Genomic DNA, 14,375 nt, shown 5'->3' with positions numbered 1-14,375 from the left:
CCCTCAGTTATAGCTATTGGCCATTAGCCGCGCAATGTACCTCGTCGGTTCAACGAAGCTGCAAACGCCAGGCGCGATGGATACGGTTATTGCGGGCGAAGTCCGGGTCCAGGGTCTGGGCGCTGATTTCTTCCACGGCATAACGTGCCATCAGGTGCTCATCGAGCTGGAACTTGCGGAAGTTGTTGGAGAAATACAGCACGCCACCCGGTGCCAGGCGGGCCATGGCCAGGTCCAGCAGTTGCACATGGTCACGCTGCACGTCGAACACGCCTTCCATGCGCTTGGAGTTGGAGAAGGTTGGCGGGTCGATGAAGATCAGGTCGTAGCTGTCACGGTTGCCTTCCAACCAGGCCATCACATCGCTCTGCTCCAGGCGATTGCGCTCGGAGTAGCCATTGAGTGCCAGGTTGCGCCGCGCCCAGTCCAGGTAGGTTTTCGACAGGTCAACGCTGGTGGTGCTGCGCGCACCCCCTTTGGCCGCATGCACGGTGGCCGTGGCGGTGTAGCAGAACAGGTTGAGGAAGCGCTTGCCAGCGGCCTCGCGCTGGATGCGCATACGCATCGGGCGGTGGTCGAGGAACAACCCGGTGTCGAGGTAGTCGGTGAGGTTGACCAGCAGCTTGACGCCCCCTTCGTTCACCTCCTGGAACCGGCCCTCGGTTGCCTGGCGTTCGTACTGGCGTGTGCCGCTCTGGCGTTCGCGACGCTTGAGTACTACACGCTGTGGCGAAATGCCCAGCGCCTGCGGGATAGCCGCCAACGCATCGAGCAGGCGCGCCTGGGCTTTGTCCGGGTCGATCGAACGTGGCGCGGCGTACTCCTGCACATGTACCCAGTCCTGGTACAGGTCGACCGCCAGGGCATATTCGGGCATGTCGGCATCGTACAGGCGGTAGCAATCGACCTGCTCGCGTCGGGCCCACTTGCCCAGTTGCTTGAGGTTTTTCTGCAGGCGATTGGCAAACATCTGTGCCCCTTCCGACAACCGCGCCGGCTCGATGGCCTGCGGAGCCTGCTGGCGAGCTTGCGTGGCTTCAGGCTGCGATTCGCGGCGTTCACCCGTGACGAACTGGTCCGGCTGCACCTTGAACAGCAGCAACTTGCACGGCAATGCACCGTTCCAGAACGCGTACTGTTTGTGGCTACGAATGCCCATGCGCTTGCCCAGTTGCGGCGCACCGGTGAATACCGCTGCCTCCCAGCCCATGCAGGCCTGGCGCAGACGCTCGCCAAGGTTCTGGTAGAGGTACAGCAGGCTCGCCTCGTCACCCAAACGCTCGCCGTAGGGCGGGTTGCTGATGACCAGGCCTTTTTGGTTCTGGTCCGGACGTGGCTCGAAGGTGCTGACTTCGCCCTGGTAGATCTTCACCCAGTCGCCCAGGCCGGCACGCTCTACGTTGTTGCGCCCTGGCTGAATCAGCCGCGGGTCGGCCTCGTAGCCACGGATCCACAACGGTGGCTTGGCCAGGCCGGCTTGCGCGCGCGCCTGCGCTTCGTCATGTACTTTGCGCCACAGGGCCGGCACATGGCCCAGCCAGGCACTGAAGCCCCAGCGTTCACGCTTGAGGTTGGGGGCGATATCGGCAGCGATCATCGCGGCTTCCACCAGGAAGGTACCCACACCGCACATAGGGTCGGCCAGCGCGCCACCTTCGGCGGCAATGCGCGGCCAGCCAGCACGGATCAGCACCGCTGCCGCCAGGTTCTCCTTCAGTGGCGCGGCGCCTTGCTGCAGGCGATAGCCACGCTGATGCAGGCTGTGCCCGGACAGGTCGAGGGAGAGAATGGCCTCGCCGCGATCCAGGCGCAGGTGCACGCGCACGTCAGGGTCGATCTTTTCCACCGACGGGCGCAGGCCTTCACGGTTGCGCAGCTTGTCGACGATCGCGTCCTTGACCTTCAGCGCACCGAAGTGGGTATTGTCGATGCCCGAGCCATGGCCGCTGAACTCCACCGCCAGGGTGCCGTCAGCCGCCAGGTGATCGGCCCAGTCGACTGCATTGACGCCGTCGTACAGGTCGTCGGCGTTCTTCATGCTGAAGCGCTTGAGTACCAGCAGTACCCGGTTGGCCAGACGAGACCATACGCACAGGCGGTAGGCGGTTTCCATGTCGGCGGCGCCGCGAATGGCCGAGGTGTGCTCGCGCACGTCTTCAAGGCCAAGGCCCTTGGCCTCATCGGCAAGCAGGCCTTCAAGGCCTTTGGGGCAGGTGAGATAGAGTTCGAAACGGTCCGACATGAGTATTCCAGAGCCTTGGGCTATATGACTGACGAGGCAACGCATCGCCCCGCGATGTTTGCCCGCATGCCTTTCCAGCAGGCGTGCGGGTGACCTTTGCTGGCACACAAGCGTGCCACTGGAGGCCGGGCCACCTGATCGATTTGCGCTTGGCCAAGTGGCAAAGACAGCTTAGATCATCAGGCAGTACGAGAAATTCTGGCGATCGCCGAGCCAATGTGACCCTTCGTCGCATTTCAAATTATTTCTGTCATCCGCGAGCAACGCTGGCCAAATGACGTCAATGATCGGCAAACCCCGATCATAGCGGGCTCAACGCTAAACAAGGTTGAGTCGCATTTATTTACTTATCCCCTCACCACTAGAAAGATTACGTGCTTATGACAAATCGATCATTCACACCGTGACTCGCATTCGATAGAACTGGTCTCAGGCCGCTTCGCAACGAGGCGGCACCTTCAGCTCGCCACGCCGGCAGCGAGCGCAAACCGGCAGAAAGACTCTGCCCGGCCTCGGAGAGGCCGACGGGACATTACAGTCAACAAGTGAGGGCAACACCCTATGAGAAGACTTAAGCGTGATCCGTTGGAGAGAGCATATTCACGTGGCTACCAATACGGGGTCACCGGCAAATCCCGCGAACTTTGCCCCTTCAATCTTCCTTCTGTTCGCCAAGCCTGGATCAACGGCTGGCGTGAAGGTCGCGGTGATAACTGGGACGGAATGACTGGCACCGCTGGCATCCATAGACTCAACGAAAATCACGCCGTTGGCTGAACGAGGACACTGAATTCGATTCACCATGCACGCCCCATCCGGGCGGCGGGCGAAGGCCCAGGGGCCCCTTGATGGGGCCCTTTTTTTCACCCCTCGATCATGCCCGAGGCATCGCCGCAATAGCGTCCACCGCCTCGCGGATCAGCGCAGGCCCCTTGTAAATGAAGCCCGAGTAGATCTGCACCAGGCTCGCCCCAGCGGCGATTTTCTCGGCAGCGTGACGGCCTTCGGTAATGCCGCCGGCGGCAATGATCGGCAACTTGCCGCCCAGCTCGCCTGCCAGCACCTTGACGATGTGGGTGCTCTTCTCCAGCACCGGCGCACCCGACAGGCCGCCCGCCTCGCCACCGTACGGCAGCGTTTCGACACCTTCACGGCCCAGCGTGGTGTTGGTGGCGATCACCGCATCCATGCCCGATGCCATCAACGCGGCGGCCACCAATGCGGTTTCTTCGTCGCTCATGTCCGGGGCAATCTTGATCGCCAACGGCACGCGCTTGCCATGCGTGGTGGCCAACTGCTCGCGACGCTCGGCCAAGGCATCGAGCAACTGCTTGAGCGAATCGCCGAACTGCAGGCTGCGCAAGCCCGGGGTATTGGGCGAACTGACGTTGACCGTAATGTAGCTGGCGGCGGTGTACACCTTGTCCAGGCAGATCAGGTAATCATCCACGGCACGCTCGACTGGCGTGTCGAAGTTCTTGCCGATGTTGATGCCCAGCACGCCCTTGTAGCGCGAGGCACGTACGCGCTCGAGCAAGTGATCGACGCCCAGGTTGTTGAAGCCCATGCGGTTGATGATGGCCGTGGCTTCTGGCAAACGGAACAGCCGCGGCTTGGGGTTACCCGGCTGCGGACGCGGAGTGACGGTGCCAATTTCGACGAAGCCGAAGCCCAATTGGGCGAAACCGTCGATGGCCGCGCCGTTCTTGTCCAGGCCGGCCGCCAGCCCCACTGGGTTGGCGAAGTTCAAGCCCATGACCGAAACCGGCAATGCCGCCGGTTGCTTGCACAGCATGCCGTTGAGGCCGAGACGGCCACCGGCGCCGATCAGGTCCAGGGACAAGTCGTGGGAAGTTTCCGGAGAAAGCTTGAACAGCAGCTGGCGGGCCAGGGTATACATGGGCGGGCAAGGCTCAGGGTGAGTGAGGGTGCGATTATAGCCAGCACCGGCGTTGCAGGACAGTAAATCGTAGGCGCGCTTGGCACATGGGTTGCACCGGTTTGGCCCACAGCCTTATCAGTACCGGCGAGGACCCTTGTGAACACCGCACCCCGAGCAACGCCCCTGGCCTGGGTCAACGGCAGCGACGCGCCGGAAAAGCCCAGCCTGAACATCGGCTACATGGCCCTGACCGACTGCGCGTCGGTCGTGGTCGCCGCCACGCAAGGTTTCGCCCAGCAGCACGGCCTTACCCTCAATCTCAAGCGCCAGGGCTCATGGGCCGGGCTACGCGACAAGCTGGTCAGCGGAGAACTGGACGCCGCCCATTGCCTGTACGGGCTGGTCTACGCCGTGCACCTGGGCATTGGTGGCGTGCCCGCCAACGACATGGCTGTGCTCATGGGGCTGAACCAGAACGCCCAGGCTATCAACCTGTCCCCGACCCTGCAGCGCAGGGGCGTGACCAACCCTGAAGCACTGGCGCGCCTGGTGCACCAGCATGGCGCACGCCTGACGTTCGCCCAGACCTTTCCCACCGGCACCCACGCCATGTGGCTGTATTACTGGCTGGCCAGTCAGGGCATCCACCCGCTGCGCGACGTCGACAGCGTAGTGGTGCCCCCGGCGCAGATGGCCGCACACATCCAGGCCGGGCGCATTGACGGTTTCTGCGCGGGTGAGCCTTGGGCCGCCGACGCTGTGGCCAAAGGCCAAGGCTTCACCTTGGCCACCAGCCAGTCGATCTGGCCGGACCACCCGGAAAAGGTCCTGGCCTGCGCGCGCGCCTTCGCCGAGCAATACCCCAACAGCGCCCGCGCGCTGATCAAGGCGATCCTCGCCGCCAGCCGGTTCATCGAACAAAGCCCGGAGAACCGCCGTAGTACCGCGCAACTGCTCAGTGGCAGCGCCTACCTGGACACCGCGCTGGACAGCATAGAACCCCGCCTGCTCGGCCACTATCAGGACGGCTTGGGTAACCACTGGCAAGACCCGCACGCCTTGCGCCTGTTCGACCAGGGGCGGGCCAACCTGCCGTACTTGTCCGACGGTATGTGGTTCATGACCCAATTCCGCCGCTGGGGGCTGCTGCGCGAAGACCCCGACTACCTCGATGTGGCCCGCCAGGTCCAGCAGCTGCGGTTGTACAACGAGGCCGCGCAAAGCCTGGGCATCGCCTGCCTGGAGCTGCCGATGCGCAGCAGCCTGCTGATCGACGGCACCCGCTGGGACGGCAGCGACCCCTACGGCTATGCCCGCAGTTTCAGCCTGCACGCCTTGGGCGACCAGCCCAATGCCCGTGTCGGCCTGTGAGAGGGACCAGCATGTTGCGCATCCTGCTGATCGACGACACCCAGAGCAAACTCGGCCGCCTCAAGGCAGCATTGAGCGAGGCAGGCTTCGAAGTCATCGAAGCCCCAGACCTGACCATCGACCTGCCCGCCTGCGTCGAAACGGTGCGCCCGGATGTGGTGCTGATCGATACCGACTCGCCGGACCGCGATGTGATGGAGCAGGTGGTGCTGGTCAGCCGTGACCAGCCACGGCCCATCGTGCTGTTTACTGACGAGCATGACCCTGGGGTGATGCGCCAGGCGATCCAGGCCGGCGTTAGCGCCTATATCGTCGAGGGCATCCATGCGGCGCGTTTGCAGCCGATTCTGGATGTGGCCATGGCCCGGTTTGAAAGTGATCAGGCACTGAAGGCGCAACTGCTGGCGCGCGATCAGCAACTGGCTGAACGCAAACGCATCGAACAGGCCAAGGGCTTGCTGATGAAGATGAAGGATTGCAACGAAGAGCAGGCCTATACCTTGATGCGTCGCCAGGCCATGAGCCGCCAGCAGAAGCTGATCCAGGTGGCCGAACAGATCATTGCCATGCACGAGATGCTGGGGTGATGCGCCTGGCATGAGATTTACAGCGCCTGTGAGACCGAGCGCCGCCCGCGCGGCGCATCGCGAGCGAAGCTCGCTCCTACGTTTGTTTCGGGCCAATTACGCCAGTGGGATTTGCGCGCGAACGCCTGGGCGCATGACTGGGTATTGCGTCGTACAGACCAGGCGGTCGCGCGCGCCTGGCACAGGCGTTACTGGCCCGAAACAAACGTAGGAGCGAGCTTCGCTCGCGATGCGCCGCGCGGGCGGCGCTCGATCTCACAGGCGCTGAAAATCTAAAGCCAGACCAACAGTTGGCCCATCTCTTGCTGAACAAACATCACCGGTAGCCAACGGCGGTTGCCCCACCTAAATCCCGACAAAGACGTCGCTCTCCCCTCCACCCCCGTGGAGCGGGTAGCGGCGTCTTTTTCGTTCCGTTGCATTGCCGAGTGAGGTGTTCGATGAGTACCAGCTTCTGGAAATCCGGGCATGTGCCCACGCTGTTCGCCGCGTTCCTGTACTTCGACCTCAGCTTCATGGTGTGGTACCTGCTGGGCCCGCTGGCCGTGCAGATTGCTGCCGACCTGCAACTTAGCCCACAGCAGCGGGGCCTGATGGTGGCCGTGCCGATCCTAGCCGGGGCGATCCTGCGCTTTGCCATGGGCGTGCTGGTCGATCGCCTGTCGCCCAAGACCGCCGGCCTGATCGGCCAGGTGGTGGTTATCGTCGCGCTGGCCGCCGCCTGGCACCTGGGCGTGCACAGCTATGAACAGGCGCTGCTGCTAGGCGTGTTCCTCGGGTTCGCCGGTGCCTCGTTCGCCGTCTCGCTACCACTGGCCTCCCAGTGGTACCCGCCACAACACCAAGGCAAGGCCATGGGCATCGCCGGCGCCGGCAACTCCGGCACGGTGTTCGCAGCCCTGCTGGCGCCGGCCCTGGCGGCAGGCTTTGGCTGGAACAATGTGTTCGGCTTTGCGCTGATCCCCCTGTCACTGGCGCTGGTGGTGTTCGCCCTGCTGGCGCGCAACGCCCCGCAACGGCCCAAGGCAAAAGCCATGGCCGATTACCTCAAGGCTCTGGGCGACCGCGATAGCTGGTGGTTCATGTTTTTCTACAGCGTCACCTTCGGCGGCTTCATCGGCCTGGCCAGCGCCCTGCCCGGCTACTTCAGCGACCAGTATGGCCTGAGCCCGGTCACCGCTGGCTACTACACCGCCGCCTGCGTGTTCGCCGGCAGCCTGATGCGCCCGCTCGGTGGCGCCCTGGCTGACCGTTTTGGCGGCATCCGCACCCTGCTGGGCATGTATGGCGTGGCCGCTATCTGCATTGCCACGGTCGGTTTCAACCTGCCCTCTGCCGCGGCCGCACTGGCGCTGTTCGTCAGCGCCATGCTCGGCCTGGGCGCTGGCAATGGCGCAGTGTTCCAACTGGTACCGCAACGCTTCCGTCAGGAGATCGGGGTAATGACCGGGCTGATCGGCATGGCCGGTGGCATCGGCGGCTTCCTGCTGGCGGCAGGGCTTGGCACCATCAAGCAGCACACCGGCGATTACCAGCTAGGGCTGTGGCTGTTCGCCAGCCTGGGCCTACTTGCCTGGTTCGGCCTGCATGGTGTGAAACAGCGCTGGCGCACCACCTGGGGCTCGGCTGCAGTCACTGCGGCGCGAGTCTGAGGCACACCGATGAGCCTGCAACTGAGCTTTGCCCAAGCCAGCGCCATCGGGCCGCGCGCGGAAAACCAGGATGCCCTGCGCCTGGTAACCCCAGCGCCGGAGCTTGCCGCCAGCAAAGGCTACCTGTTCGCCCTGGCCGACGGCGTCAGCCAATGTGCCGACGGTGGCCTGGCGGCGCGGGCCACCCTGCAGGCGCTGGCCCTGGATTACTACGCCACCCCGGCGACCTGGAGCGTGGCCCAGGCCCTCGACCGCCTGTTGTTGGCGCAAAACCGCTGGCTGCGCGCCCAGGGCAGCGGCCAGCCGCTGCTGACCACGCTTAGCGCGCTGGTGTTGCGTGGCCGGCGTTTTACCCTGGCTCATGTTGGCGACTGCCGGGTGTACCGCTGGCACGACGGGAAACTGCAATGCCTGAGCGAAGACCATGTATGGGACCAGCCGGGCATGCACCACGTGCTCAAACGCGCGCTGGGCCTGGACCAGCACCTGCTGGTGGACTACCTGGAAGGTGAGCTGCAACAAGGCGAGTGTTTCTTGCTGCTCAGCGACGGGGTGTGGGCCAGCCTGGGCGAGCAGCACATCCAAGCTGTGCTGCGCGAGCAACCTGACCTGCAACTGGCCGCTGACACCTTGGTTGCCAGCGCGCACCTCAACGGCAGCCAGGACAACGCCAGCGCCTTGCTGGTACACGTCGAGCAACTGGGCACGGCCAACCTGGGCGATACCTTGGCACAGTTGCAACAATGGCCAGTGCCCGGCCCGCTACGCGAAGGCCAGGTGATCGACGGATGGCGGGTTGAAACACTGCATGCGCAGAGCCGCCAGTCCCTGCTGTATCGAGTACGCGATAGCCAGGACCAACCGTGGCTACTCAAAACCCTGCCCACTGCGCGCGAACAGGAGCCGGGGGCTGCGCAAGGGTTGTTGCTGGAAGAGTGGTTCCTGCGCCGTATCGCGGGCCGGCACTTCCCCGAACTGCATGCCGCCAGCCAGCGCCAGCACCTGTACTACGTGATGCGCCAATACCCTGGCCAAAGCCTGGCGGCACTGCTGGCCGAGCACGGCCCACTGCCGCTGACGCAATGGCTGGAGATCGCCCGGCAACTGCTGCAGGCAGTCGGCGTGCTGCATCGGCGCAACCTGCTGCACCGCGACATCAAGCCAGACAACCTGCACTTGGGCCGCGATGGCCAGCTGCGTCTGCTGGACTTCGGCCTGGCCTATTGCCCCGGCCTGTCCGAAGACCCACTGCACGAGCTGCCTGGCACGCCTTCGTACATTGCTCCGGAAGCATTCGACGGCCAGCAACCCAGCCCGCGCCAAGACCTCTATGCAGCGGGCGTGACGCTGTATCACCTGCTGACCGGGCACTACCCGTACGGTGAAGTAGAAGCCTTCCAGCGTCCGCGCTTCGGCCAACCGGTCAACCCTGCGCGCTACCGCCCCGATCTGCCGGAATGGTTGCAACACAACCTGCAGCAAGCGGTGGCGGTCGACCCGGCGCAGCGCTTCGAAACCGCCGAACATTGGCTATTGCTGCTTGAGCGCGGCGACCGCCAGGAACTGCCCAGCCGGCCACGGCCACTGTTGGAGCGCGAACCGCTGAAGGTATGGCGCACCCTGGCCCTGCTGTCGCTGCTGACCAATCTGATACTGCTGCTCGCCCTGCTCAAGGGTTGAGCACACCTTGCCGATGAGGAAACCCTGATGAATGCGAAAGTGTGGCTGGTCGGTGCCGGCCCAGGTGACCCTGAACTGCTCACTCTCAAGGCCGTGCGCGCCTTGCAGCAAGCCGCCGTGGTCATGATCGACGATCTGGTCAACCCTGCGCTGCTGGAGCATTGCCCGCAGGCCCGGGTAATTGCCGTGGGCAAGCGCGGCGGCTGCCGCTCTACACCGCAAGCGTTCATCCAGCGCCTGATGCTGCGCCATGCGCGACAGGGTCGCTGCGTGGTACGGCTCAAGGGCGGCGACCCGTGCATCTTTGGTCGAGGTGGTGAAGAGGCATCGTGGCTGCGAGGGCAAGGTATCGAGGTGGAGTTGGTAAATGGCATCACCGCCGGGTTGGCCGGGGCCACACAGTGCGGGATTTCCCTGACGTCACGGGGTGTGAGCCGAGGCGTGACGCTGGTGACGGCGCATACCCAGGATGACAGCGAGCTGAACTGGGCGGCCTTGGCCCAGGGCGGGACAACGCTGGTGGTGTACATGGGGGTGGCACGGTTGGAGCAGGTGCGCCAGGGGTTGCTGGCGGGAGGCATGGCACCGGAGATGCCGGTGGCGATGATCGAGAATGCCTCGCTGCCGCAACAGCGAGAGTGCAGGAGCGATGTGCGGGGGATGACTGAAGATGCGCGCAGGTTTGGCTTGCGCAGCCCGGCGGTGCTGGTGATTGGGCAGGTGGTTGGCGAGCAGCGGGTTCTGCGACTCGACGCAATCGCGGGCTGAACGCTCCTACAGACCGGATAAATCCCAGGCAAAGAAAAACCCGGCCGAAGCCGGGTTTTTCATGAAACATCAGGCCAATTACTTGGACTGAGCTTCTACCTGAGCTTCAACGCGACGGTTGATAGCACGGCCTTCTTCGGTGGCGTTGTCAGCAACCGGACGGGTTTCGCCGTAGCCAACCGAGTCAACACGGCTGGATTCTACGCCGTACTGCTGGGTCAGCACTTGCTTGACAGCGTTGGCACGACGCTCGGACAGCTTCTGGTTGTAAGCGTCTGGACCCACGGAGTCAGTGTGACCTTCAACCACGGTGGTGGTTTGTGGGTACTGCTTCATGAAGTCAGCCAGGTTCTTGATGTCGCCGTAGCTGTTAGGCTTGACGACCGACTTGTCGAAGTCGAACTTGACGTCCAGCTCAACGCGAACGACTTCGGCAACAGCCGGGCAGCCGTCGGCGTCAACGGTAACGTTGGCCGGGGTGTCTGGGCACTTGTCGACGTTGTCGCAAACGCCGTCGTTGTCGGAGTCGGAGCAGACTTCAGCAACTGGTGCCGGAGCGACTTCAGCTTGCTTCGGGCTACCGCCGAAGTTCAGGCCAACGCCAACGCTCGGGGCCCACTCGGTGTCGCCCTGGTCGATGTTGTACTGAGCTTCTACGCCGGCACGGGCGTAGAACATGTCGGTGATGTACCACTTGGCGCCAGCGCCAACGTTGGCGAAGGTGGAGTGGTCACGACCGCCACGGCCGGTCTGGCCCAGCGACTGGTGCGAGAAACCAGCGGAAACGTACGGACGGATGGCGTCGTACGGGTTGTTGAAGTGGTAAACGGCGTCCAGGGCGGTGTTCGAGCCCTTGATGTTCTTGCCGTCTTCGCCACGAGCGTTGTGCACTTCGTCGTAGCCCAGACGCAGTTCAACGTCGTCGGTCAGGAAGTAACCGATCGAGCCGCCGAACAGGTTGCCGTCGTTCTTGAAGTCGCGCTGGCTGTCGAAGAATTCTTTTTTGTAGAAAACTTCGGTCTCGACGGCGCCTTGACCTTGTGCCATAGCGCCAATCGAAGTGGCGGCTACGAGCGAACCAATGGCCAAGCCCAAGGTGTTTTTCAATTTCATCCGTTAAATCCCCATCTGGTGATAGTTAAGCAGTCCCACCACAAACACGGGGGACAACTCGACGGCAAGTCTAGCAGAACTCGCCGGTTCGTTAGAGATATTTGCACGCCACTAAGTTTCATCGAGGCCGGCAAATTTCTCCCGAAGCTTGTCTAGCGCGCGCTTGTAACGCATTTTCGTCGCGCTCAGGCCCATGTGCATGATGTCGGCAATTTCCTGAAATTCCAGTTCTGCGACAAATCGTAGCACCAGAATTTCCCGGTCAATCGGGTTCACATGCACCAGCCATTTGTCCAGCCCGCCTTTTTCTTCCGGCTTCGGGGCCTTGTCTTCGGACGCCTCTTCAACAGGGTCCAGACTCAAGGCATCCATCAACCGGCGTTTACGGCGCTCCTTGCGGTACTGGGTAATGCACTCGTTGTAGGTGATGCTGTAGAGCCAGGTCTTGAACTTCGACTTACCCTCGAAGTTTTTCAGCCCGTACAGCACTTTGAGCATCACTTCCTGACAGACATCGTCCGCGTCACGGTCGTTCCCCAGATAACGCGCACAGACGTTGAACAGGGTCCGCTGGTAGCGCCGCATGAGCTCCTCATAGGCGCGGGTAACGTGGTACAGCTCCTCATGCGAACGCGCCACCAACTCTTCGTCGGTGAGCTCGCGGGGGTCATAACGCATGGGCGGCGAATGCACTTTATTCAAAACGGATCTGGCCGACAGTCAGGTCAATGTCGCCGCGCGACCCCTTGGGTCGAATTTCGCGGCGGCATACATTAACAGCTTTTGTGCGGTTAGCGGCTATTGACGCGCTGTTCGAGCAGCTCGCGGTTGGACAGCGACACCAGTTCGCCACCATCGGTCAGCAGTGTCGTCTTCACCGTACCGATCTCCTCGATATGCCCTTCAACCTCACCAATCCGCACCTGCTGGCCCACCTGGTACAACTCGCGTACGTAAATACCGGCCAGGATCTGCCCTGCGATTTCACGGCTGCCAAGGCCCATGGCCAGGGCAACGGCCAGACCAACGGTAATCAACCCGATGACGATGACGTGGTTCAGCAGGTCGGTTTTCACCTCCAGCTGGCTGATGGCCACCGAGATGCTGATGATGATCACCAAGCCCTGGGTAATGCGCCCAAGGCCCGCCGAATATTCCAGGCCGATGCCTTCGGCGGCGCCACGCACCAGGCCGTTGGCCACTTGTGCCAGCAGCACGCCAGCCAGCAGCACCAGGGCCGCGCCAAACACCTTGGGCAGGTACAGGGCGAGCATGTCGAGGGTAGCCGAGACCCGCTCCAGGCCCAACGACTCGGCGGCCGATACCAGGAAGATGAGCAGCACGAACCAGTAGACGATCTTGCCGATCAAGGTCGAGATCGGTACTTGGATGCCAACCCGGCCGAGCATCTTGGTGAGGCCGGTGCCGGCCATCAGGCGGTCGAGGCCAAACTTGGCCAACAGTTTGGACAACAGCGTGTCGAGCAGCTTGGCCACCACGAAACCGAGCAGCACCACGACCAGCGCGCCGAACAGGTTGGGGATGAAGTTCGCCACCTTGGTCCAAAGGGCGGTCATCGCGGTGACCAGGCTCTGGGTCCAGAGATCGAGTTCCATATTCAATCGGCCTTATCTGCTTTGCTGCCGGTGGCAGCGTTGCGGGAAGAGTGTCGACGCACCGGCGCGACATGCGCCGAGCCATTATTGACGGCAATCAGCAGCGCCTGGCTCCAGCGGCCAAGCAGGCTGAACAGATCACCCGCACCAACCTGACGGTTGGCGGTTTTCAGCACGCGACCCAGGCAGGCAGCGTCGTCCTGGTCATCCCGGTCATTGCCGGAGGGGGACGCCTTGAGCAGGTCGCGCAGGGATTCTTCAAACGGATCGTGCATAGGCACCTCGCGCAGTGTCAGCAAGAGACGAGATGGCCAGGCAATGGGTCACACATCCCATTGGGACGAATGTTTCAAAATGCACGCGCGGTGGATGCTTCGCGGGCACGCCCGCTCCCACAGGAAGCCTTGCGTTCTCCCGATGGGAGCGGGCGTGCCCGCGAAGAGGCCGGTGCAGGCAGTGCACGGCTATACCCACCGCAACCGCCGAAACAGCCACCACTGCCCCACCGCCAGCCCCAGCACGACGATGCAGGCGAACAAAAAGCCCAACGGGTTCTCCGCCCCGGGGATACCGCCGACATTGATGCCCAGCAGCCCGGTGATGAAGCTCATGGGCAGGAAGATGCAGGTGATGATGCCAAAGCGGTACATGGTGCGGTTCATCCGCTCGCTACGCCGGCGGTCTTCGCTTTCCAGCACCAGCGCAGCACGCTCGCGGGTCAGTTCCAGTTCTTCGAGGTAGCGGATCAGGCTGTTGTTCAGCTCGTTCCAGTAATCGGCATCGGCATCGGCGAACCAGCTCCATTTGCTGCGCGACAACTGGGCGTAGATCTCCCGCTGAGGGGCAAGGAAGCGGCGCAAGCCGGCGGCACGGCGGCGAATTTGCTGCAGGCTGCCCTGCTCTGGGGTATACCGCTCGTCGGATTCGACCTTTTCTTCCTCCAGGTCGACCAGTTCGGAAAGGTCACTGACCAGGCCCTGGACCTTTTCAGTCAGCAGTTCACCCATCAACAGCAACAGTTCAGAGGCCGATTTCGGCCCCCTCCCCTGCTCCAGCAGTTGGAGAATTTCATCGCTGGCACGCAACGGCCGCAGCCGCAGCGAGATCACCCGCTGCGCCTCGGCAAAGATACGTACCGACACCATGTCCTCGGGCTCGGCACCGGGGTTGAGGTTGACCCCACGCAGAAACAGCAACAGCTGTTCGTCCGCCATGGGCAGCAGGCGTGGCCGGGTGTTTTCTTCCAGCAGCAGTTCGCAGGCAAACTCGCTCAGACCACTGTCATGCAGCAGCCAGGTGCGGGTTTGCGGATGGCTGCGGTCCCAGTGCAGCCACAGGCTCTGCTCCGGTTGCAGCTGCAGGTCGTCCAGTTCGGTACGGGCAATCGAGCGCGCGCCGCCTTTGCCATCGAGCACCAGGGCATGCACCAGCCCCCACTGCGCGTTGTCTTCCTCGAACATCAAA

Annotated in this window: 13 protein-coding genes; 6 read left to right on the top strand and 7 right to left on the bottom strand. The window is 62.9% G+C overall.

Features of this window, described 5'->3' with window-relative positions:
- Positions 1-49 precede the first annotated feature (49 nt).
- A complete protein-coding gene (gene rlmKL, locus ACNFBR_RS15180; RefSeq protein ID WP_416735647.1) occupies positions 50-2,242 on the bottom strand; it encodes a bifunctional 23S rRNA (guanine(2069)-N(7))-methyltransferase RlmK/23S rRNA (guanine(2445)-N(2))-methyltransferase RlmL in 2,193 nt (730 codons plus the stop codon).
- Between the two features lie 561 nt (positions 2,243-2,803).
- On the opposite strand from rlmKL, the gene rmf reads away from it, so the two are divergent.
- Positions 2,804-3,019, top strand: a complete 216-nt coding sequence (gene rmf / locus ACNFBR_RS15175) for a ribosome modulation factor (RefSeq protein WP_003248687.1) — start codon at positions 2,804-2,806, stop codon at positions 3,017-3,019.
- A 97-nt stretch (positions 3,020-3,116) separates the two neighbouring features.
- On the opposite strand, the gene ACNFBR_RS15170 is transcribed toward rmf, so the two are convergent.
- On the bottom strand, positions 3,117-4,142 hold the full coding sequence (locus tag ACNFBR_RS15170; RefSeq protein WP_416735646.1) for a quinone-dependent dihydroorotate dehydrogenase: 1,026 nt from the start codon (positions 4,140-4,142) through the stop codon (positions 3,117-3,119).
- 138 nt (positions 4,143-4,280) lie between these two features.
- Here ACNFBR_RS15170 and ACNFBR_RS15165 point away from each other — a divergent pair, with 138 nt between their 5' ends.
- The 5 genes from ACNFBR_RS15165 to cobA all read left to right on the top strand — a co-directional run bounded on the left by ACNFBR_RS15165 (position 4,281) and on the right by cobA (position 10,182).
- A complete protein-coding gene (locus ACNFBR_RS15165; RefSeq protein WP_416735645.1) occupies positions 4,281-5,495 on the top strand; it encodes a CmpA/NrtA family ABC transporter substrate-binding protein in 1,215 nt (404 codons plus the stop codon).
- A gap of 11 nt (positions 5,496-5,506) precedes the next feature.
- Positions 5,507-6,082, top strand: a complete 576-nt coding sequence (locus ACNFBR_RS15160) for an ANTAR domain-containing response regulator (protein WP_025338289.1) — start codon at positions 5,507-5,509, stop codon at positions 6,080-6,082.
- A 440-nt stretch (positions 6,083-6,522) separates the two neighbouring features.
- Positions 6,523-7,734 carry a nitrate/nitrite transporter gene (locus ACNFBR_RS15155; RefSeq protein WP_416735644.1) on the top strand — a complete coding sequence of 404 codons (1,212 nt, stop codon included), beginning with the start codon at positions 6,523-6,525 and terminating at the stop codon, positions 7,732-7,734.
- Positions 7,735-7,743: 9 nt separating this feature from the next.
- Complete coding sequence (locus ACNFBR_RS15150; protein ID WP_416735643.1) at positions 7,744-9,414, top strand: protein kinase domain-containing protein; 1,671 nt, start codon at positions 7,744-7,746, stop codon at positions 9,412-9,414.
- 27 nt (positions 9,415-9,441) lie between these two features.
- Entirely contained in the window at positions 9,442-10,182 is a 741-nt protein-coding gene (gene cobA / locus ACNFBR_RS15145) for a uroporphyrinogen-III C-methyltransferase (RefSeq protein WP_416735642.1), read from the top strand.
- A gap of 78 nt (positions 10,183-10,260) precedes the next feature.
- Here the strand turns inward: cobA and ACNFBR_RS15140 are convergent, their stop codons facing one another.
- The 5 genes from ACNFBR_RS15140 to ACNFBR_RS15120 form a co-directional block, all read right to left on the bottom strand.
- Positions 10,261-11,295 carry an OmpA family protein gene (locus ACNFBR_RS15140; RefSeq protein ID WP_416735641.1) on the bottom strand — a complete coding sequence of 345 codons (1,035 nt, stop codon included), beginning with the start codon at positions 11,293-11,295 and terminating at the stop codon, positions 10,261-10,263.
- A 111-nt stretch (positions 11,296-11,406) separates the two neighbouring features.
- Entirely contained in the window at positions 11,407-11,973 is a 567-nt protein-coding gene (sigX, locus tag ACNFBR_RS15135) for an RNA polymerase sigma factor SigX (protein WP_003248665.1), read from the bottom strand.
- Between the two features lie 113 nt (positions 11,974-12,086).
- Complete coding sequence (locus ACNFBR_RS15130; RefSeq protein ID WP_416735640.1) at positions 12,087-12,911, bottom strand: mechanosensitive ion channel family protein; 825 nt, start codon at positions 12,909-12,911, stop codon at positions 12,087-12,089.
- 2 nt (positions 12,912-12,913) lie between these two features.
- Entirely contained in the window at positions 12,914-13,186 is a 273-nt protein-coding gene (locus ACNFBR_RS15125; RefSeq protein WP_416735639.1) for a CrfX protein, read from the bottom strand.
- Between the two features lie 189 nt (positions 13,187-13,375).
- Positions 13,376-14,371 carry a zinc transporter ZntB gene (locus ACNFBR_RS15120; protein WP_416735638.1) on the bottom strand — a complete coding sequence of 332 codons (996 nt, stop codon included), beginning with the start codon at positions 14,369-14,371 and terminating at the stop codon, positions 13,376-13,378.
- Positions 14,372-14,375: the final 4 nt, after the last annotated feature.

This window comes from Pseudomonas sp. NY11955 (assembly GCF_048068035.1).
Lineage (GTDB): Bacteria > Pseudomonadota > Gammaproteobacteria > Pseudomonadales > Pseudomonadaceae > Aquipseudomonas.
This window is presented reverse-complemented; position numbering and strand designations above follow the sequence as displayed.

Excerpts from the sequence above, each read along its gene's own strand:
- rlmKL (WP_416735647.1), bottom strand. The coding sequence starts at position 2,242 with ATGTCGGACCGTTTCGAACTCTATCTCACCTGCCCCAAAGGCCTTGAA.
- rmf (WP_003248687.1), top strand. The coding sequence starts at position 2,804 with ATGAGAAGACTTAAGCGTGATCCGTTGGAGAGAGCATATTCACGTGGC.
- ACNFBR_RS15170 (WP_416735646.1), bottom strand. The coding sequence starts at position 4,142 with ATGTATACCCTGGCCCGCCAGCTGCTGTTCAAGCTTTCTCCGGAAACT.
- ACNFBR_RS15160 (WP_025338289.1), top strand. The coding sequence starts at position 5,507 with ATGTTGCGCATCCTGCTGATCGACGACACCCAGAGCAAACTCGGCCGC.
- ACNFBR_RS15155 (WP_416735644.1), top strand. The coding sequence starts at position 6,523 with ATGAGTACCAGCTTCTGGAAATCCGGGCATGTGCCCACGCTGTTCGCC.
- ACNFBR_RS15150 (WP_416735643.1), top strand. The coding sequence starts at position 7,744 with ATGAGCCTGCAACTGAGCTTTGCCCAAGCCAGCGCCATCGGGCCGCGC.
- cobA (WP_416735642.1), top strand. The coding sequence starts at position 9,442 with ATGAATGCGAAAGTGTGGCTGGTCGGTGCCGGCCCAGGTGACCCTGAA.
- ACNFBR_RS15140 (WP_416735641.1), bottom strand. The coding sequence starts at position 11,295 with ATGAAATTGAAAAACACCTTGGGCTTGGCCATTGGTTCGCTCGTAGCC.
- sigX (WP_003248665.1), bottom strand. The coding sequence starts at position 11,973 with ATGCGTTATGACCCCCGCGAGCTCACCGACGAAGAGTTGGTGGCGCGT.
- ACNFBR_RS15130 (WP_416735640.1), bottom strand. The coding sequence starts at position 12,911 with ATGGAACTCGATCTCTGGACCCAGAGCCTGGTCACCGCGATGACCGCC.
- ACNFBR_RS15125 (WP_416735639.1), bottom strand. The coding sequence starts at position 13,186 with ATGCACGATCCGTTTGAAGAATCCCTGCGCGACCTGCTCAAGGCGTCC.
- ACNFBR_RS15120 (WP_416735638.1), bottom strand. The coding sequence starts at position 14,371 with ATGTTCGAGGAAGACAACGCGCAGTGGGGGCTGGTGCATGCCCTGGTG.